This is a genomic window from Burkholderia sp. Ac-20344 (assembly GCF_017104975.1).
Taxonomy (GTDB): domain Bacteria; phylum Pseudomonadota; class Gammaproteobacteria; order Burkholderiales; family Burkholderiaceae; genus Burkholderia.
This window is the reverse complement of the sequence record NZ_JAAGPP010000028.1, coordinates 17,784-36,958: the sequence shown is the minus strand read 5'-3', so window position 1 is coordinate 36,958 and position 19,175 is coordinate 17,784. Positions and strand designations below refer to the sequence as shown.

General features: G+C 67.5%; 14 protein-coding genes. 8 read left to right on the top strand and 6 right to left on the bottom strand.

Annotated elements, in window-relative coordinates:
• Positions 1-15: 15 nt before the first annotated feature.
• On the bottom strand, positions 16-1,476 hold the full coding sequence (locus G3N64_RS12235) for a PLP-dependent aminotransferase family protein (RefSeq protein WP_205784187.1): 1,461 nt from the start codon (positions 1,474-1,476) through the stop codon (positions 16-18).
• Between the two features lie 229 nt (positions 1,477-1,705).
• On the opposite strand from G3N64_RS12235, the gene G3N64_RS12230 reads away from it, so the two are divergent.
• The 7 genes from G3N64_RS12230 (at position 1,706) to G3N64_RS12200 (ending at position 10,053) form a co-directional block, all read left to right on the top strand.
• A complete protein-coding gene (locus G3N64_RS12230; protein ID WP_205784186.1) occupies positions 1,706-2,398 on the top strand; it encodes a VOC family protein in 693 nt (230 codons plus the stop codon).
• 47 nt (positions 2,399-2,445) lie between these two features.
• The gene (locus G3N64_RS12225) at positions 2,446-3,354 is read left to right on the top strand and encodes a DMT family transporter (protein ID WP_205784185.1); all 909 of its coding nucleotides are present in this window, start codon (positions 2,446-2,448) and stop codon (positions 3,352-3,354) included.
• A gap of 151 nt (positions 3,355-3,505) precedes the next feature.
• Positions 3,506-4,687 carry a PLP-dependent aminotransferase family protein gene (locus G3N64_RS12220; RefSeq protein WP_205784184.1) on the top strand — a complete coding sequence of 394 codons (1,182 nt, stop codon included), beginning with the start codon at positions 3,506-3,508 and terminating at the stop codon, positions 4,685-4,687.
• A 45-nt stretch (positions 4,688-4,732) separates the two neighbouring features.
• Entirely contained in the window at positions 4,733-5,191 is a 459-nt protein-coding gene (locus tag G3N64_RS12215; RefSeq protein WP_034190720.1) for a RidA family protein, read from the top strand.
• 13 nt (positions 5,192-5,204) lie between these two features.
• Positions 5,205-6,086: a PhzF family phenazine biosynthesis protein gene (locus tag G3N64_RS12210; protein ID WP_205784183.1), complete on the top strand. Its 882-nt coding sequence runs from the start codon at positions 5,205-5,207 to the stop codon at positions 6,084-6,086.
• Positions 6,087-6,308: 222 nt separating this feature from the next.
• A complete protein-coding gene (locus tag G3N64_RS12205; RefSeq protein ID WP_205784182.1) occupies positions 6,309-8,648 on the top strand; it encodes an EAL domain-containing protein in 2,340 nt (779 codons plus the stop codon).
• A 196-nt stretch (positions 8,649-8,844) separates the two neighbouring features.
• On the top strand, positions 8,845-10,053 hold the full coding sequence (locus G3N64_RS12200; RefSeq protein ID WP_205784181.1) for a chromate transporter: 1,209 nt from the start codon (positions 8,845-8,847) through the stop codon (positions 10,051-10,053).
• A gap of 57 nt (positions 10,054-10,110) precedes the next feature.
• On the opposite strand, the gene G3N64_RS12195 is transcribed toward G3N64_RS12200, so the two are convergent.
• Positions 10,111-10,557 carry a multidrug/biocide efflux PACE transporter gene (locus G3N64_RS12195; protein WP_205784180.1) on the bottom strand — a complete coding sequence of 149 codons (447 nt, stop codon included), beginning with the start codon at positions 10,555-10,557 and terminating at the stop codon, positions 10,111-10,113.
• A 113-nt stretch (positions 10,558-10,670) separates the two neighbouring features.
• On the opposite strand from G3N64_RS12195, the gene G3N64_RS12190 reads away from it, so the two are divergent.
• Positions 10,671-11,555 carry a LysR family transcriptional regulator gene (locus tag G3N64_RS12190; RefSeq protein ID WP_205784179.1) on the top strand — a complete coding sequence of 295 codons (885 nt, stop codon included), beginning with the start codon at positions 10,671-10,673 and terminating at the stop codon, positions 11,553-11,555.
• A gap of 56 nt (positions 11,556-11,611) precedes the next feature.
• On the opposite strand, the gene G3N64_RS12185 is transcribed toward G3N64_RS12190, so the two are convergent.
• The 4 genes from G3N64_RS12185 to G3N64_RS12170 form a co-directional block, all read right to left on the bottom strand.
• Positions 11,612-12,070, bottom strand: coding sequence for a CopD family protein (locus G3N64_RS12185; protein WP_085041971.1), 459 nt, complete (start codon positions 12,068-12,070; stop codon positions 11,612-11,614).
• A gap of 250 nt (positions 12,071-12,320) precedes the next feature.
• Positions 12,321-14,642 carry a DNA topoisomerase IV subunit A gene (gene parC, locus G3N64_RS12180; RefSeq protein WP_205784178.1) on the bottom strand — a complete coding sequence of 774 codons (2,322 nt, stop codon included), beginning with the start codon at positions 14,640-14,642 and terminating at the stop codon, positions 12,321-12,323.
• A 69-nt stretch (positions 14,643-14,711) separates the two neighbouring features.
• Positions 14,712-16,694 (bottom strand): DNA topoisomerase IV subunit B, encoded by a 1,983-nt coding sequence (parE, locus tag G3N64_RS12175; protein ID WP_205784177.1) that lies wholly within the window; start codon positions 16,692-16,694, stop codon positions 14,712-14,714.
• A gap of 242 nt (positions 16,695-16,936) precedes the next feature.
• On the bottom strand, positions 16,937-18,922 hold the full coding sequence (locus tag G3N64_RS12170; RefSeq protein WP_205784176.1) for an ATP-binding cassette domain-containing protein: 1,986 nt from the start codon (positions 18,920-18,922) through the stop codon (positions 16,937-16,939).
• Positions 18,923-19,175: the final 253 nt, after the last annotated feature.

Genomic DNA, 19,175 nt, shown 5'->3' with positions numbered 1-19,175 from the left:
GCGGCCCGCGCCGCGTCACGATGCGCGCCGCACGGCCGAGTCGACATAGCGCGCGAGAAACCCCGGCAGCGCCGGATCGCCGCAGTTCGCGACGTTGAAGCGCGTCCACGTCGACGGCGACTGCTGCGGCGAGAACAGGCTGCCCGGCGTCAGCAGGAAGCCCTCCTCGTGCGCGGCAGCCGCGAGCGCGTCCGAGTCGACACCGGTGTCGGCCCACAGGAACATCCCCGCCGCCGGCATCGTGAACGGCTTCAGCCCGGTGCGCTCGAGCATCCGCGCGGTCTTGTCGCGCACGCCGTCGAGCCGCGCACGCAGCCGTTCGACGTGGCGCCGGTAATGCCCTTCGGTCAGGATCTTGTACAGCACGCGCTCGTTGAGCTCGGGCGTCGTCATCCCGACCAGCATCTTCTGGTCGGTGATCGCCTTCGCGATTTCCGGCGCGCATGCGACGTAGCCGACCCGCAGGTTCGCCGCGAGCGTCTTCGAATAGCTGCCGAGGTAGATCACGCGCTTCAGCTGGTCGAGGCTCGCGAGGCGCGTGGCCGGATAGCTCGGCGGACACAGGTCGCCGTACACGTCGTCCTCGACGACGAGGAAGTCGTACGCCTCCGCGAGCTTCAGGATCCGGAACGCCTGCGCGGCCGACAGCGACGTGCCGGTCGGGTTCTGCAGCACCGAATTGATCACCAGCATCTTCGGCCGCCACATCTGCACGAGCGTCTCGAGCGCGTCGAGATCGGGGCCGTCGGGCGTGTACGGCATCCCGACAAGCTGCGCGCCCTGCGACGCGAAGCGGCCGAACATCTGGAACCAGGCCGGATCGCCGACGATCACCGCATCGCCGGGCTGCACGTAGATCCGCGAAATCAGGTCGATCGCCTGCGTGATGCCGGACACCATCACCAACTGGTCGGGCGTCACGCCGATCTCGACTTCTGCGAGCCGCGTCTGCAATTGCTGGCGCAGCGGCAGGAAACCCTGCGGCGTACCGAAGCCGAGCATCTGCGCGCCGGCCTGGCGCCCGAGCGCGCGCAGCGCGCCGGTGATCAGTTCGCCGTCGAGCCAGCGCCCCGGCAGGTAGCCGAGACCCGGCCCCTTTTCCGGGCTGGCGGTGTGCAGCATGTTGCGCAGCAGCCAGACGACGTCGATCGTGTTGTGCACCGGCGCGGCCTCGGCCACGCGCGCGACGCCGTCGACCGGCTGCGGGCCGGCGGCCGTGCGTTCGCGCACGTAGAAGCCCGAACCGCGCCGCGAATCGAGGTAGCCCTGCGCGACGAGGCGCTCGTAGGCTTCGACGACGGTAAAGCGCGACACGCTCTTGTCGAGCGCGAGCTTGCGGATCGACGGCATCCGCATGCCGGGCCGGAACACGCGTTCGTCGATGCGCCGTCGCGCCCACTGGACCAATTGGTCGACGAGCGTGAGCGTGGCCGTATCGTGCGGTGCGGGAATCTGGGCGAGTGGGACGGTGGACATGGGCGGCAGCTCCAACTGTACCGAAGGCTATCGCACCGATTGTACCGTTACTGTGCCGGTAGCGACGATTACAGTTGACCGGAATGGCGACCATGCGGCCGCCGTTCCGGCCCGCCGCACCTGACGCCGCGCCCACCGGCCTGCATCGCGGCCGGTACGCCGGCCGGTCCGGCCACCGCCCCGCGCATCGCCTGCCCACCATGACACTTTCGCTTCCCGACCGACGTTCATGCCAGCCCGTTCCCTGACACTCGACCATCTCGTGATCGCCGCGCGCACGCTCGACGAAGGCGTCCGCCACGTCGCCGGCGCGCTCGGCATCGAACCGGCCGGCGGCGGCCGTCACCCGCTGATGCGGACCCACAATGCACTGTTCGGCGCGTGGGGCGGGCTCTATCTCGAGGTGATCGCGATCGACCCCGACGCACCGGCGCCGAGCAACGGTGCCGAGCCGCCGCGCGCGCGACTGTTCGGGCTCGACGATCCGACCATGCATGCACGGCTCGCGCAAGGCCCGTTTCTCGCGCACTGGGTCGCGCGCGTCGACCGTCCGCGCCAGCTCGCACTGTGGCAGAGCCAGTACCCGGCGCGCATCCCGCCGGTCGTCGCGATGCGGCGCGGCGATCTGGGCTGGGGCCTCACGGTCCCCGACGACGGCACGTTTCCCGCATGGCAAGGCGCGGGCGACGGCCTCCTGCCGTCGCTGATCCAATGGGACAGCGCACGCCATCCGGCCGAATCGCTGCCGGGCGACGGCGTCGCGCTGAAGGCGCTCAAGGGCACCCACCCGCGTGCAGACGCGCTCCGCGAGCAGCTCGACTGGCTCGGCGCCGCCCACCTGCTCGACCTCGAAGCCGCCGACGGCCCGCCCGCGCTGGTCGCCGAATTCGACACGCCGCAGGGCACGCGCACGCTGCGCTGAACACCCCTCCAATTACAACGACCCCGCAATACGGAGACACCCCTGACATGAATTCGCGCGAAACCCGGGGCATGCTGCTCGGCCTGATCGGCGTGATGATTTTCAGCCTGACGCTGCCGATGACGCGCATCGTCGTGTCCGAACTCCATCCGCTGCTCAACGGGCTCGGCCGCGCGCTCGCCGCTGCCGTGCCGGCCGGCCTGCTGCTGTGGTGGCGCCGCGAGCCGCTGCCGACCCGCGCGCAACTGAAAAGCCTCGCGATCACGTCGGCCGGCGTGATCATCGCGTACCCGGTGTTCTCCGCATGGGCGATGAAATCGGTACCGGCTTCGCACGGCGCGGTGGTCAACGGCCTCCAGCCGCTGTTCGTCGCGCTGTACGCGGCATGGCTGTCGCACGAGCGGCCGTCGAGGGCGTTCTGGGCCAGCGCGGTGGCCGGCAGCGCGCTCGTGATCGCGTTCGCGCTGCGCGACGGCGGCGGCACCGTGCAGGCCGGCGACGCGCTGATGCTCGTCGCGGTCGGCATCGGCGCGCTCGGCTATGCGGAAGGCGCGCGCCTCGCCCGCCAGATCGGCGGCTGGCAGGTGATCTGCTGGGCGCTCGTCGTGTCCGCGCCGTTCCTCGTGCTGCCGGTCGGCTGGCTCGCGTGGATGCAGCATGCCGCGCATCCGGGCCCGCTCGGGCTGCGCACGTGGCTCGCCTTCGGCTACGTGACCCTCTTTTCGCAATTCATCGGCTTTTTCGCGTGGTATGCGGGGCTCGCGATGGGCGGCATCGCGCGCGTCGGCCAGGTGCAATTGCTGCAGATTTTCTTCACGATCGCCTTTTCCGCGCTGCTGTTCGGCGAAACGGTCACGTCGTCGACGTGGCTGTTCGCAGCCGCGGTGATCGCCACCGTGGTGCTTGGGCGCCGCTCGGCAGTCGCCACCGCCGCGCAACCGGCTCGCGCCGGCTGAATAGCTGCGCCATAATGGACGTTTTGCCTGATCGGTTTGCCCACCCGGCCGCGAAGGCTCGATCGCGCTCGTGCCTGCCCACCCGGCGGCGTCGAAGCGATTTGCCCGAACGACCTTTCTTGACTGACCACGATATCCGAACGAGGAGACTATGAATCCGAGCGACCTGCATCCGCCGCACTGGCAGCTTTCCGAACGCGCCCGCAAGCTGACGAGCTCTGCGATCCGCGAGATCCTGAAGGTCACGGAACGCCCCGAGGTCATCTCGTTCGCCGGCGGCCTGCCCGCCCCCGCGACGTTCCCGGCCGAACGCATGCGCGCCGCCGCCGATCGCGTGCTGCGCGACGCGCCGGCCGCCGCGCTCCAGTACAGCGCGACCGAAGGCTACCTGCCGCTGCGCGAATGGATCGCCGAGCGCTACAGCGTGCGCGTGTCGCAGGTGCTGATCACGACCGGCTCGCAACAGGCGCTCGACCTGCTCGGCAAGGCGCTCGTCGATCCGGGCAGCCCGATCCTCGTCGAAACCCCGACCTACCTCGGCGCGCTGCAGTCGTTCTCGCTGTACGAGCCGCGCTACGTGCAGGTGCCGACCGACGAGCAGGGCCTGCTGCCGGAAGGCCTCACCCCCGAACTCACGCAAGGCGCGCGCCTGCTGTACGCGCAGCCGAACTTCCAGAACCCGACCGGCCGCCGCCTGCCCGTCGAGCGCCGCCGCGCGCTCGCCGCGTTCGCGCAGTCGAGCCCGTTCCCGGTGCTGGAAGACGATCCGTACGGCGCGCTGAACTACCGCGGCGAGCCGCTGCCGACGATGCTGTCGATGGCGCCCGATCACGTCGTGCACCTCGGCACGTTCTCGAAGGTGCTCGCGCCGGGCCTGCGGATCGGCTACATCATTGCCCCCGAGGAACTCCACTTCAAGCTCGTGCAGGCCAAGCAGGCCACCGACCTGCACACGCCGACGCTCACGCAGCGCATCGCGCACGAAGTGATCAAGGACGGCTTCCTCGACGAGCACATCCCGACGATCCGCGAGCTGTACAGCGCGCAGTGCGACGCGATGCTCGGCGCGCTCGAGCGCCACATGCCGGAAGGCGTCACGTGGAACCGCCCGGAAGGCGGGATGTTCATCTGGGTGAACCTGCCCGCGCAGATCGACAGCATGAAGCTGCTCGCCGCGGCCGTCGACAACCACGTCGCCTTCGTGCCGGGCGCGCCGTTCTTCGCGGACAATGCGCAGCAGAACACGCTGCGCCTGTCCTTCGTGACGGTGCCGCCCGAGAAGATCGAGGAAGGCGTCGCGCGCCTCGGCAAGCTGCTGCGCGAGCGCCTCTGATCGCCCCCTTTTTCCTGTCACGACTCTCTACGAGGAATCGAATACATGGCTAACGTCTACGACAAACTGAAGTCGCTCGGCATCGAGCTCCCGACCGCCGGCGCACCGGCAGCCGCCTACGTGATGAGCGCGCAAAGCGGCAATACGGTCTACCTGTCGGGCCACATCGCGAAGAAGGACGGCAAGGTCTGGGCCGGCAAGCTCGGCGCGGATCTGCAGACGGAAGACGGCAAGGCCGCCGCCCGCGCGATCGCGATCGACCTGCTCGCGACGCTGCACGCGCATACCGGCGACCTGAACAAGGTCACGCGCATCGTCAAGCTGATGAGCCTCGTCAACTCAACGCTTGACTTCACCGAACAGCACGTCGTGACGAACGGCGCGTCGGAACTGATCGCGGAAGTGTTCGGCGACGCGGGCAAGCATGCGCGTTCGGCATTCGGCGTCGCGCAGATCCCGCTCGGCGCGTGCGTCGAGATCGAGCTGATCGCCGAAGTGGCGTAACGGGCGCGCCGCGATGTCCGGTCGTCTCGTCCGCTTCAAGCAGATCGACGTGTTCACGTCGGTGCCGTTCAAGGGCAACGCGCTCGCCGTGGTGTTCGACGCCGATTCGCTCGGCGACGACGACATGCTCGCGATCGCCCGCTGGACGAACCTGTCGGAAACGACATTCGTCTGCACGCCGACCGATCCGGAAGCCGACTACCGCGTCCGGATCTTCACGACGGAGGGCGAACTGCCGTTCGCCGGCCACCCGACGCTCGGCACCGCCCATGCGTTCCTGGAAAGCGGCGCGCAGCCGCGCACGCCGGGCCGGCTGATCCAGCAGTGCGGGGTTGGCTTGGTCGCGCTGCGCGAGCAGGCCGACGGCTGGGCCTTCGCCGCGCCGCCGGCACGCGTCACGCCGCTCGACCGTTCGGACTACGCGGCGCTGGCTGCCGCGCTGCGCAGCGACGCGTTCGACCTGGAGGCCGAGCCGTGCGCGGTCGACAACGGCGCGCCGTGGCTGGTCGTGCGGCTGCAGTCGGCCGACGCGTGCGTCGGCCTGTCGCCCGATCCGGCCGCGCTGGCAGCGCTCACGCACCGCTACCGTACGGACGGCCTCGCGGTCTACGCGCCGCACGCCGAAGGCGGCCCCGCGACGTTCGAAATCCGCTGCCTGATGACGGGCGGGAACTTCGGCTTCGGCGAGGATCCGGTCACGGGCAGCGCAAACGCGGCGCTGGCCGGGCTGCTGACGCGGCAGGAACGCCGCCCCGGCCAGTCGTATACGGCCCGCCAGGGCACGGCGATCGGCCGCGACGGCCGCATCTTCGTCAGCTATGCCGAAGACGGCACCCCATGGATCGGCGGCCATGCCGTCACGGTCGTCGACGGCACCTTCCTGTCACCCGCCTGACATTTCGCGATGTGCGATGGCGCCGGCCCGTCCGGCGCCCCCCCCCGACGATTCGCCCAGCTATCGCAAAAACGTTCCAGCCAGTAATATCGGGCCTAATCCGTTGTTTCGGAGGTCTGTCCATGGTTGCGTGTCCCGCGAACGAACAGACGCCGGGACAACCCCAACCATAGCCGGCCATCCACACGGATGGCACACGCGAGCAGGACGCCACCCTCTTCGATGAGCTCCGCCCGGTCCAACCACACGCCGCCGACCCGGCCGCTACGCGCGCCGCGCAAATCGCGCCGGCGCGCGCTATTTGCGATCCCGCTGCTCGGGATGCTGGCGCTCGCGCTGCTGTGGGCCGTGATCATCGCGCGCCTGTCCGTGGAAAAGGACAGCGCGTACAAGGAAGCAGCGGCTTCCGCGGCGATCCTGTCCTCCGCGCTCGAGCAGCATACGGTCAAGGCGATCCACCAGGTCGACCAGATCACCCGCTTCGTCAAGTTCGAATTCGAGAAGTCGCCCGCACGCTTCAACCTCGCGAGCACCGTCGAGAAAGGTGTCGTGCCGAGCGACACGCTGATCCAGGTGTCGCTCGTCAACGCGAAGGGCATCCTGTTCGCGAACACGGCCGAGCTTCATCCGCAGCCGATCAACCTGTCCGATCGCGAGCACTTCAAGATCCACCTCGCGCACAACGACGACCGCCTGTTCATCAGCAAGCCCGTCCTCGGCCGCGTGTCGAGCCACTGGACACTGCAGATGACGCGGCGCCTGAACAACCCGGACGGCAGCTTCGCGGGCATCGTCGTCGTGTCGGAAGACCCGAGCTATTTCACGAACGACTTCTACAACAACGCGGCGATCGGCAAGGAGGGCGTGATCGCGGTCGTGTCCGATACGGGCGGCGTGCTTGCGCGGCGCACGGGCTCGGTCAGCAACGCGCCCGGCGCGTTTTCGGCGTCGGGCGTCTACCCGATCGCCGAGCGCGTGACGGGCACGATCATCGACCCGATCGACGGCGTGACGCGCATCGTGTCGTACCGCCACCTCGACGGCTACCCGCTCGCGGTGATGGTCGGGCTGTCGCAAACCGAGGAATTCGCGGACTACTACCACACGCGCAACGTCTACCTGCTGATGACGAGCTTCATCACGCTCGCGATGCTCGCGTTCTTCGGCGTTGCGACGGGCCTGATCGGCAAGCTGCTCGGCCGTGAGCGGGAAATGACGCAGCTCGCCGAATACGACCTGCTCACCGGCCTCGCTAACCGCTATGCGACGCTGCGCGGGCTGCGCAACGACGTGTCGGTGCCGACGAGCCTGTCGCGGCTCGGGCTGCTGTTCATCGATCTGGACAACTTCAAGACCGTCAACGACACGCTCGGCCACAACGCCGGCGACATCGTGCTGCAGATGACCGCATCGCGCCTGTCCGATGCGGTGGGCGACGAAGGCTCGCTCGCGCGCATCGGCGGCGACGAGTTCGTCGTGGTGATGAAGGGCGACGACGTCGAGCGGCGCGCGGTGCGGCTCGCGGAAGCGATCATCCGGATGTTCGGCGAACCGTTCGACGTGCGCGGCAGCTCGTTCGTGCTGCATGCCAGCATCGGCATCGCGCTGCACTCCGTCGCGAACGAAAGCGAGATCGACCTGCTGAAGAAGGCCGATCTCGCGATGTACAGCGCGAAAGATGCCGGCAAGAACTGCTACCAGTTCTATGCGCCGCACCTGTCGCACCGTGCCGATCACCTGATGCGCTGGGAACAGCAATTGCGCGTCGCGCTCGCCGAGGGGCAGCTGTTCCTCGCGTACCAGCCGAAGATCGACCTCACGCACCGCCATATCACCGGCTTCGAGGCGCTCGCGCGCTGGGACCACCCCGAGCACGGGATCATCTCCGCGAACGAATTCATTTCGATCGCCGAATCGACCGGCCTGATCGTGCCGATCGGCGACTTCGTGATCCGTACCGCGTGCGAGCAGATCGCGCGCTGGCGCGACGAGGGCCACGACACGCTGACGCTCGCAGTCAACATCTCGCCGGTGCAGTTCTGGCGCGGCGACCTGATCGAGACAATCTCGCGCACGCTGCAGGAAACCGGCATCGACGCGAACCGGCTCGAGATCGAGATCACCGAAACCGCGATGATGGAGTATCCGGAACTCGTGTCCGAGAAGATCGTCGCGCTGAAGAAGCTCGGCATCCGGATCGCACTCGACGATTTCGGCACCGGCTATTCGTCGCTGTCGTACCTGCACCGCTTCTCCGTCGATACGCTGAAGGTCGACCGCTCGTTCGTGCAGGCGATCCCGAACGATCGCAGCGTGTGCGTGATGGTGTCGTCGATCGTGCATCTCGCGCGCTCGCTCGGCCTGACCGTCGTCGTCGAAGGCACGGAAACCGAGGAGCAGATCACGTGGCTGTCCGCGCTCGGCGAGATCGAGGCGCAGGGCTTCCTGTTCTCGCGACCGGTGCCGGCCGACGCGATTCCCCCGCTGATCGCGCGCTTCGGCGTGCGCGGCGACCCGCCGAAACTGATCGCGCACCGCGCGACGGGCAGCACGGGCGTGTGAGCGCACCGAGGCCGTGGCGCACGTTGCGTGCGCCGTCATTGTTTCGTTTTCCGATCTGATTGTTTAGTTCATCAACTAGCGTTTTTGCGCATGGCAGTGTCATAGGGTGCGGCGGACAATCAGGAGGGGCGACGTGTCGGCGGGCCGTCGGCATGGCCATACGCGAGAGATCGGGCCCCGTGCCCGCACCACCAACATGACCACCGTTGAAATCGAAGCGACCGCTGATGTCGAACAGGCACAGGCTTCCCTGTGGGACCTGTTCAAGGTCGTCGCCAGCATTTCGGCGGTCTCGTGGGGCGGGCTTTCCATGATGGCGCAGCTCGAACGCCACTACGTGGAACGGCTGCAACGCATCGAGCCCCACGTCTTCGGCGATCTCGTCGCGCTTGCCTGGCTCGTGCCGGGCCCCGTCGGCTGCAACGTGGCGGTACAGGTCGGCCAGATCCTGCACGGCCGCATCGGCGCATGGGTCGCCGGCATCGCAAGCGTGCTGCCGTTCTCCATCCTGATGACGCTGTTCGCAATCTTCTATCGCACGCCGCTCGTGCGCTCGCTGGCCGCGCCGATGCTGATCAATCACTTCGGGATGGTGCTCGCCGCGCTGATCGGCGTCACGTGGGTGAAGCAGGTGCGCTCGCTCGCGCGCACGCGGCGCGAACAGCTGATCGCCGCGCTGTCGACGATTCTGCTCGGTTTCGCGCATAATCCGGCCGCCTTCGTCGGGATTCTTTTCGCCGCATTCGCAGCAGGCTGGCTGACGGGGCCGCCGCAACGCGACGCGATCGATGTCACGCTGTCGACCCGCGACCGCAACCTCCTCGTGCTGCTCGGCGTGCTCGTCACGCTGTTCGCGGTGCCGCTGCCCGGCGATTACCAGGCGACGCTGCTGTGGCCGCGCCTCGCCGGCGCCGGCATGACACTGTTCGGCGGCGGCTTTTCCGCGCTGCCCGTGCTCAAGACGCTGTTCGTCACGCCCGCAACGGGCATCTCCGATCACGACTTCACGCTTGCGTTCGCGCTGTCGCCCGTCGCGCCGGGGCCGCTGCTGAACGTCGTGCCGTTTCTCGGCTACCTGACCGACGGCTGGGTCGGCGCGCTGCTCGCGACGGCCGCGCTGTTCATTCCGTCGGGGTGCCTCGTCGTGTTTGCGCAGAATCACCTGTCCCGTCTCAAGCGCCATTCGCGCTTCGAGCACGGGATGCGCCTGCTGCGCGCGGCGACCACGGGTTTTCTCGTCGTCGCCGTCGTGAGGATCCTGCACCGCGAGCCGGCCGACCCCGTTTACTGGCTGACGGGCATCTTCGCGACGCTGTGTTTCGCGCGCTTCAAGGTGCCCGTCTATGCCGTGTACGGCACGGTCGCGGTTGCGTGCGGCGTGTGGCTGTGGGCCGCCGCACACTGACCGAAGACGGCCGCCGCCTCGCCGGGCTCTGCCGGCATTCGCCCGTCTCGCCTGCCCTCAACCTGCCTGCACCGCGACCCGGCGTGCCATCCAGCGGGCGCGCAGCGCGTCGTATGCGAGGTTGAAGCAGAACGTGTAAGGCAGGAAGAACAGCACGATGCCGAGGTCGAGCAGCAACGCCTCGACAAGGCTCACGTTCAGCCACCACGCGGCAACCGGCACCACCATCGCAACGAGGCCGAGCTCGAACGTGACCGCATGCGCGATCCGCATGCCGAGCGTGCGCGACAACCCCGCGCGCCGCTCGATGCGGTCGAACAGCGTGTTGAACGCCATGTTCCACGCCATCGCGATCAGCGACACCATCACCGTCAGCACGCCGACGTGCGACACCGGCATGTCGAGCAGCCACGCGCCGATCGGCGCGCACAGCGCAATCGCGACCAGCTCGAACGTCAATGCATGCAGCAGCCGTTCCGTCACCGTTTTGTTGACCTGTTTCATGATTCCCTCCGATTCATCTACTTCGTTCATCGCAGCCATTTTGATCGGCAAAACCGTATGAATCCAGTTTGATATCATCGGTTTTGCCGATATAACACCACCAGGAGCGCCGTATGCGCCACGCCCCCGAAGCCCTGCTCGCATTCGCCGAAGCCGCGCTGCTCGGCTCGTTCACGGCCGCCGCGCGCAAGCTCGGCAAGCGCCAGTCGACCGTGTCGGAGGCGATCGCGAACCTCGAGATCGATCTCGGCGTGCAGTTGTTCGACCGCTCGACGCGCGCGCCGACGCTGACCGACGCCGGGCGCGCACTGCTGCCGCAGGTGCAGCGCGCGCTCGAGGCCGGCGCGGCGATCGACCGCACGGCCGCTAGGCTCGCGCGTGGCGAGGAAGCGCGGCTGACACTCGTCGTGTCCGATACCTACCAGTCGAAGCGCTACGAGGAAACGCTGATGGCGCTCGAACGACGCTTTCCGGCGCTCGAGCTCGAATGCCAGATCGCCGAGCACGAGGACGTGCTCGACCTGATCCAGCAGGGGCGCGCACAGCTCGGGCTGATGGCCGCGCGCGCGGCCTACCCGGCCGATATCGGCGCGGCGACGATCGCGGAGGAATCGGAGATCGGGCTGTTCGTCGGCCGCACGCACGCGCTCTCCGAATACGGCGACGCCGACGTGCCGCACGCCGCGCTGCGCGACGTGCGCGAACTGCGCCTCAATACCTATGTGAAAACGGAAGGCCGCAGCGCCGACGACCGGATCGTCGTCGGTACGCAGCACTGGCTGGCGCCGAGCTACCTGATGCTGCTGGAGATGGCCGTGCTGGGGTTCGGCTGGGCCGAACTGCCGCGCTGGATGGTCGACCACTTTGCGCGCGATCGGCTGTGCGAACTGCGCGCGCGCGGCTGGCCGCGCCGCGTGCGGGTCGATGCGGTCTGGTCGCGCAACCGGCCGCTCGGCCCGGTCGGCTCATGGCTGCTCGATGCGATGCTGGCCGCTTAACGAAGCAGGCCGATGCGCCGGCGGCTGCGCGCCGGCCGGCGCCGACAGCCGACAGGTCAGAAACCGCGCGACAACACCGCCGCGCCGATCGTGACGACGCCGAGCACGAGGTTCACGAGGACGAGCAGGCGCACCGTATTCACCGCGCGTGCGCCGTCCGGCCACTTCTGCGCCTGCACCGCACGGCGGATACGCGGGAACAGCGCGAACCGGATATGCCCGAAGATCAGCATCATCACGACGCCGAGCCCGGCCATCGCGTGCAGCGACCACGTCGCGTGCGCGCCGCCGAATTCCACGAGCAGGAAGCCGCCGGACAGCAGGATCACGATCACGGAACCCGATACCCAGTTGAAGAAGCGGCCGAACACGCCCTCGATCAGCGGCAACCGAAGCTGCGGCGACAGGTCGGACAGCGCCGGACGCAGGCAGAAGTTGGCAAAGACCATCCCGCCCACCCACACGGCGACGGCCAGCAGATGAAGAAACAGCGCGACGGAGACAGCATGGGACATGACGGCAATCCTGTGAGGAGTGGGGTGCGGCGAACGGCCGCGTCGCACGCGGCATCGAGCGACGTTCGACCGGATTGTCGCTGCGCGGTTCAGACCCCAGGCGCGATTTCACACTATTTTGCAAGTTCCGCGTGACAGCGCCACGCTTGCTTACCCGAATCCCCACGCCAAAAGAAAAGGCCGCACGTCCGCCGAAGCGGAGGTGCGGCCTTCGATCGCGGCCGAACCGGACGATCGAACGCGCGTCGCGTCAGCCGAGCAGCGGACGTAGCTCGTTGACGACCTTGAGCTTCGTCTCCGGCGCGCGGCCCTTGCGAGCGCGCTTGCCAACGTGCGGCGCAAGCCCCGCATACGACAGCATCTCGTCCTGCGCCTTGCCGCCGCGGCCGGTGCCGATCAGCACCACGCCCGCCGGATCGATCGCGAGCGCCTGGACGAGCGTTTCCTTGTCGTCGAGCGCCATCAGGATCACGCCGCGGCCGCCACCCGACAGCGTCTTCATCTCGTCCATCCCGAACACGAGCAGGCGGCCGCCGCTCGACAGGCACGCGACCTGCGTCGCGTTCGGCAGCACGGGCATCGGCGCGAGCGGCACCGCGCCTGCATCGATCGTCATGAACGCCTTGCCGGCCTTCACGCGGCTCACCATGTCGCCGACCTTCGCGAGGAAGCCGAAGCCGTTGCTCGACGCGAGCAGCAGTTGCTGGTCGGCCGGCGCCGCGTAGTAGTGCATCAGGTGCGAGCCCGATTCGAGCTCGATCAGCGACGTGACCGGCACGCCGTCGCCGCGCCCGCCCGGCAGCACCGACACGTCGACCGAGTACACGCGGCCGCTGCTGCCCCATGCGATCAGGCGATCCGGCGTGCGGCACTGGAACGCCGCGTACAGGTGGTCGCCGGCCTTGAACGTGAAGCCGGCCGGATCGAGCCCGTGCCCCTTCAGCGCGCGCACCCAGCCCTTCTGCGACACGACGACCGTCACCGGCTCGTCGACGACCTTCGCCTCGAACGTCGCGCGCTTTTCCTGCTGGATCAGCGTGCGGCGATCGTCGCCGTACTGCTTCGCGTCGGCCTCGATCTCCTTGATCATCAGCCGCTTCATCGCGCTTTCGTTCGCGAGCAGTTCCTCGAGCTTCGCCTTCTCGTCGCGCAGCGCGTCGAGTTCCTTCTCGATCTTGATCTTCTCGAGCCGCGCGAGCTGGCGCAGGCGGATTTCAAGGATGTCCTCGGCCTGCCGGTCGGAGAGCCCGAACGCGCTCATCAGCGCGGCCTTCGGCTCGTCCGACTCGCGAATGATGCGGATCACCTCGTCGATGTTCAGGAAGACGATCATCCGCCCTTCGAGGATATGGATACGGTCGTCGACCTTAGCGAGACGATGGCGGCACCGACGCGTCATCGTCAGCTGGCGGAACTTCACCCATTCGTCGAGGATCGTCAGCAGGCCCTTCTGGCCCGGCCGGCCGTCGGCGCCGATCATCACGAGGTTCAGCGTCGCGTTCGATTCGAGGCTCGTGTATGCGAGCAGCGTGTTCACGAATTCCGTCTGGTCGATCGTGCGCGACTTCGGCTCGAACACGAGCCGCACCGCCGCTTCCTTGCCCGACTCGTCGCGCACCGCGTCGAGCAGGTCGAGCATCGCCTTCTTCGTGTTCAGTTGCTCGGGCGTCAGCGTCTTCTTGCCGAGCTTGAGCTTCGGGTTCGTCAGTTCCTCGATTTCCTCGAGCACCTTCTGGCCCGACGTGCTCGGCGGCAGCTCGGTGACGACGAGCTGCCACTGGCCGCGCGCGAGATCCTCGATCTTCCATTTCGCGCGCACCTTCAGGCTGCCGCGGCCGGTTTCATAGGCCGCCGCGATTTCGGTGTCGCTCGAGATGATCTGGCCGCCGCCCGGAAAATCCGGGCCGGGGATCAGGTTCATCAGCTCCGCGTGCGTGAGCTTCGGATTGCGGATCAGCGCGACCGCCGCCGCCGCGACTTCGCGCAGGTTGTGCGACGGGATTTCGGTGGCGAGACCGACCGCGATGCCCGACGCGCCGTTCAGCAGCACGAACGGCATGCGGCTCGGCAGCGTCTTCGGTTCCTCGAACGAGCCGTCGTAGTTCGGCATGAAGTCGACCGTGCCCTGGTCGATCTCGTCGAGCAGCAGCTTCGCGATCGGCGTGAGGCGCGCTTCCGTGTAACGCATGGCCGCCGCGCCGTCGCCGTCGCGCGAGCCGAAGTTGCCCTGCCCGTCGATCAGCGGGTAGCGCAGCGAGAAATCCTGCGCGAGACGCACCAGTGCGTCGTACGCCGACTGGTCGCCGTGCGGATGGTATTTACCGAGCACGTCGCCCACGACGCGCGCCGACTTCACCGGCTTCGCGTCCGGGCCGAGGCCCATTTCGTTCATCGCGTAGAGGATCCGGCGCTGCACCGGCTTCTGGCCGTCGCAGACGTCGGGCAGCGCGCGGCTCTTCACGACGCTGACCGCGTAGCTGAGATACGCCTGCTCCGCGTAGTTGCCGAGCGTCAGCGCTTCGGCATCCGGTGCGTCGGACGCGGCGAAGAGATCGGAAGTATTGTCGTCCATCTGAATTCCGTATTCGTAAGTGGCGTGGGGCCGGGCCGGGCGTCAGGCCCGGCCGCGCAGGTGCTCGGCTTAGATGTCCGCTTCGACGTCGTTGCCCTTTTCCTCGAGCCAGCCGCGCCGTGCAGCTGCCTCGCCCTTGCCCATCAGCATCGTCATGCGCGCGACGGTCGCCTCGTAGTCGAGATCGCCGAGCTTCACCGGCATCAGGCGGCGCGTGTCGGGGTTCATCGTGGTATCCCACAGCTGCTCGGCGCTCATTTCGCCGAGACCCTTGAAGCGGCTGATGCTCCACTGGGTCTCGCGCACACCGTCCTTGCGCAGCTTGTCGAGGATCGCTTCGAGTTCGCCGTCGTCGAGCGCATAGAGCTTCTGCGCGGCCTTCTTGCCGCGCGCGGGCGCGTCGACGCGGAACAGCGGCGGCCGCGCGACGCACACATGGCCGCGCTCGATCAGTTGCGGGAAATGCTTGAAGAACAGCGTGAGCAGCAGCACCTGGATGTGCGAACCGTCGACGTCCGCGTCCGACAGGATGCAGATCTTGCCGTAGCGCAGGTTCGACAGGTCGACGCTTTCATCCGGGCTGTGCGGATCGACGCCGATCGCGACCGAGATGTCGTGCACCTCGTTGTTCGCGAACAGGCGGTCGCGCTCGGTTTCCCACGTGTTCAGCACCTTGCCGCGCAGCGGCAGGATCGCCTGGTATTCCTTGTCGCGCCCCATCTTCGCGGAGCCGCCTGCCGAGTCGCCCTCGACGAGGAACAGTTCGTTGCGCGTAATATCCTCGGTCTCGCAATCGGTCAGCTTGCCGGGCAGCACCGCGACGCCCGAACTCTTGCGCTTCTCGACCTTCTGGCCCGCGCGCGTGCGCGCCTGCGCCTGCTTGATCACGAGTTCGGCGAGCTTCTTGCCGTGCTCGACGTGCTGGTTCAGCCACAGCTCCAGCGCCGGGCGCGAGAACGACGACACGAGCTTCACCGCGTCGCGGCTGTTCAGGCGTTCCTTGATCTGCCCCTGGAACTGCGGATCGAGCACCTTCGCGGACAGCACGAACGACACGCGCGCGAACACGTCTTCCGCGAGCAGCTTCACGCCCTTCGGCTGCAGGTTGTGCAGTTCGACGAAGCTTTTCACCGCCTGGTAGAGACCGTCGCGCAGGCCGGATTCGTGCGTGCCGCCCGCCGGTGTCGGGATCAGGTTCACGTACGACTCGCGCACGAGCGAGCCTTCCTCGCTCCATGCGACGACCCACGACGCGCCCTCGCCTTCGGCGAAGGTGTCGTCGCCCGAACGCGAATCGGCAAAGCGTTCGCCTTCGAACAGCGGAATCAGCAGCTCGCTGCCGTTCATTTCGTCGAGCAGGTAGCCGCGCAGGCCGTCTTCATATTTCCACGTCTGGCGCTCGCCCGTCTTCTCGTTGACGAGCACGACCTCGACGCCCGGCAGCAGCACGGCTTTCGAACGCAGCAGGCGCTGCAGTTCGCCGAGCGGCAGGTTCGGCGAATCGAAGTACTTCGGATTCGGCCACACCTGCACGCGCGTGCCGGATTTCTTCTCGCCGCGGCCCGCGCCTTGCGTTGCAAGCGGCTTCACGACATCGCCTTCGGCGAAGCCGAGCTCCGCGATCTTGCCGTCGCGCCAGACCGTCACGTCGAGGCGCGTCGCCAGCGCGTTCGTCACCGACACGCCGACGCCGTGCAGGCCGCCCGAGAACGTGTAGGCGCCGCCCGCGGCCTTGTCGAACTTGCCGCCCGCGTGCAGGCGCGTGAATACGATCTCGACGACCGGCACACCCTCTTCCGGGTGCACGCCGAACGGGATGCCGCGGCCGTCGTCCTCGACCGATACCGACTGGTCGGCGTGCAGCGTGACCGTGATCTGCTTGCCGTAGCCGCCGAGCGCCTCGTCGGACGCGTTGTCGATGACTTCCTGGATGATGTGCAGCGGATTCTCGGTACGGGTGTACATGCCGGGACGCTGCTTGACCGGCTCGAGACCCTTGAGCACCTTGATCGATGCTTCGCTATAGGCCGCGCTGGGTTTCTTCGTTGACATAGGCGCTGAATTTCGTCATTCATCGGGACGTTGTCCACACCTCGTGTGGATAACGTCGTGGACAAAACGTTGAGTTCCGTAAAAAAGCGAATCGAAACAACGGTGTGCTTGGACTGCTCCGAAAGCGGGCGCGCGGCGTACGCTGCGCTGCCCGGGACGCGCGGTATTTTACTGGTTCCGCGTGGCACGCCAATCGCGGAATCGCGCGCAGCGGCCGCCGGCCGTGCGACGCGTAGTGCGAATTACGCCGGCTTGCGCTTCGCCTCGAGCGTTTCCCACCGTTCGAGCGCGGCGAGCAATTCGTCGTCGATCGCCGCGAACCGCTCGGTCAGGCGCGTGCCTTCCTGCGGATCCTTCGCGAAAATCGAGCCGTCTTCGAGCTTGGCATTGATCGTCTTCTGCTCCTCTTCGAGCGAGGCGATCTTCTCCGGCAGCGAATCGAGCTCGCGCTGCTCGTTGAACGACAGCTTCACCGTGCGTTGCGCGTTGCGGCCCGCGGCACTTTTCGCCGGCTCTTCCTTGACGGGCGCTGCATCCTTGACCGCGCGCTTCGCGGCTTCCTGCTGCGCAAGCTGATCCGCACGCGCACTCTGGATCTGCCAGTCGGTAAAGCCGCCGACATATTCGCGCCACTTGCCGTCGCCCTCGGCCGCGATCACCGACGTCACGACGTTGTCGAGGAACGCGCGATCGTGGCTGACGAGCAGCACCGTGCCGTCGTAGTCGGCCAGCAGCTCTTCGAGCAGTTCGAGCGTCGGGATGTCGAGGTCGTTGGTCGGTTCGTCGAGCACCAGCACGTTGGCCGGACGCGCGAACAGGCGCGCGAGCAGCAGCCGGTTGCGCTCGCCGCCCGACAGCGACTTCACCGGCGAACGCGCGCGTTCCGGCGCGAACAGGAAATCGCCGAGATAGCTCATCACGTGCTTGCGCACGCCGCCGATCTCGACCCATTCGCTGCCGGGGCTGATGGTATCCGCGAGGCTCTTTTCCTGGTCGAGCTGCGCACGCATCTGGTCGAAATACGCGACCTGCAGGTTCGTGCCGGTGCGCACCGTGCCTTCGTCGGGCTTCAGTTCGCCGAGAATCAGCTTGAGCAGCGTCGTCTTGCCGGCGCCGTTCGGGCCGATGAAGCCGATCTTGTCGCCGCGCATCACCGTCGTCGAGAAGCGATCGACGACCGTGCGGCCACCATAGCGCTTCGTCACGTCGGTCAGCTCCGCGACGATCTTGCCGGACTTCTCGCCCTGCGCGACGTCGAGCTTCACGTTGCCCTGCGCGTTACGGCGCTCCGCCCGCTCGTTGCGCATCTGCACGAGCCGCGCGATACGGCCGACGCTGCGCGTGCGGCGCGCTTCGACGCCCTTGCGGATCCACACCTCTTCCTGCGCGAGCAGCTTGTCGAACTTCTCGTTTTCTACCCGCTCGATTTCGAGCTGCTGTGCCTTGCGCGTCTGGTACGCGGAGAAATTGCCCGGGTACGACAGCAGCCGGCCGCGATCGAGGTCGACGATGCGCGTCGCGACGCGGTCGAGGAATGCGCGATCGTGCGTGATGAACAGCAAGCCCGCGCGCTGCGCGACGAGCAGTTCTTCCAGCCAGCGGATGCCGTCGAAGTCGAGGTGGTTGGTCGGTTCGTCGAGCAGCAGCACATCGGGCTGCAGCACCAGCCCGCGCGCCAGCGCGACGCGCTTCTGCATCCCGCCCGACAGCGCGTCGACGGGCGCGTCGACGTCCGCCAGGCCGATCTGCGCGAGCGTCATCGACACGCGCGTGCGCCAGCTCCACGCGTCGTGCGCATCGAGCGACGACTGCAGCGCGTTCATCCGCGCGAGCAGCGCATCGTGCTCGGCGCCTTCGGGTATATCCGCGAGGCGGTGCGCGATCGAGTCGTATTCCTCGAGCAGTTCGCGCGTGTGTGCGAGCCCCGACGCGACTGCATCGAACACCGTCGCGCCCGGCTCGAATTCAGGCTCCTGCGGCACATAGACGGTCACGAGCTCCTGCTGGCGCGTGACCAGCCCGTCGTCGGGCTTCGCGAGCCCTGCGACGATCTTCAGCAGCGACGACTTGCCCGCGCCGTTGCGGCCGATCAGGCCGACGCGCTCGTCGGCTTCCAGCGAGAAATCCGCGTGATCGAGCAACGCGACGTGGCCGAACGCGAGCTGCGCGCCGGAAATGGAATAGAGCGACATGGGGAGACGGCGAAGAGAGAAATCGGAAGCGCCCATTGTACCGGTCGCGGGCGCCGCCACCGGCATGGCCGGACGGATAAGGCCGGCAAACGGGTTGAGATGCGGGTTGAGATGCGGGTTGGAAGGCGCTTTTGACGGCAGGCAGGCAGCGTTCATCGATGTGCATCGACGCGATGCAATGGCGCATCGGGCGCGCCCGGCTTCCGGTAGCGGACGCCGGGCGCGGGTTCTGAGCGAAGGGGCTTGTGCCGGCCGGATGCCTGCGGCCGGCCGATCGACCATTCCGCGC

Excerpts from the sequence above, each read along its gene's own strand:
- G3N64_RS12185 (WP_085041971.1), bottom strand. The coding sequence starts at position 12,070 with ATGTCCCATGCTGTCTCCGTCGCGCTGTTTCTTCATCTGCTGGCCGTC.
- G3N64_RS12225 (WP_205784185.1), top strand. The coding sequence starts at position 2,446 with ATGAATTCGCGCGAAACCCGGGGCATGCTGCTCGGCCTGATCGGCGTG.
- G3N64_RS12230 (WP_205784186.1), top strand. The coding sequence starts at position 1,706 with ATGCCAGCCCGTTCCCTGACACTCGACCATCTCGTGATCGCCGCGCGC.
- parE (WP_205784177.1), bottom strand. The coding sequence starts at position 16,694 with ATGTCAACGAAGAAACCCAGCGCGGCCTATAGCGAAGCATCGATCAAG.
- G3N64_RS12210 (WP_205784183.1), top strand. The coding sequence starts at position 5,205 with ATGTCCGGTCGTCTCGTCCGCTTCAAGCAGATCGACGTGTTCACGTCG.
- G3N64_RS12220 (WP_205784184.1), top strand. The coding sequence starts at position 3,506 with ATGAATCCGAGCGACCTGCATCCGCCGCACTGGCAGCTTTCCGAACGC.
- G3N64_RS12200 (WP_205784181.1), top strand. The coding sequence starts at position 8,845 with ATGACCACCGTTGAAATCGAAGCGACCGCTGATGTCGAACAGGCACAG.
- G3N64_RS12215 (WP_034190720.1), top strand. The coding sequence starts at position 4,733 with ATGGCTAACGTCTACGACAAACTGAAGTCGCTCGGCATCGAGCTCCCG.
- parC (WP_205784178.1), bottom strand. The coding sequence starts at position 14,642 with ATGGACGACAATACTTCCGATCTCTTCGCCGCGTCCGACGCACCGGAT.
- G3N64_RS12170 (WP_205784176.1), bottom strand. The coding sequence starts at position 18,922 with ATGGGCGCTTCCGATTTCTCTCTTCGCCGTCTCCCCATGTCGCTCTAT.
- G3N64_RS12190 (WP_205784179.1), top strand. The coding sequence starts at position 10,671 with ATGCGCCACGCCCCCGAAGCCCTGCTCGCATTCGCCGAAGCCGCGCTG.
- G3N64_RS12235 (WP_205784187.1), bottom strand. The coding sequence starts at position 1,476 with ATGTCCACCGTCCCACTCGCCCAGATTCCCGCACCGCACGATACGGCC.
- G3N64_RS12205 (WP_205784182.1), top strand. The coding sequence starts at position 6,309 with ATGAGCTCCGCCCGGTCCAACCACACGCCGCCGACCCGGCCGCTACGC.
- G3N64_RS12195 (WP_205784180.1), bottom strand. The coding sequence starts at position 10,557 with ATGAAACAGGTCAACAAAACGGTGACGGAACGGCTGCTGCATGCATTG.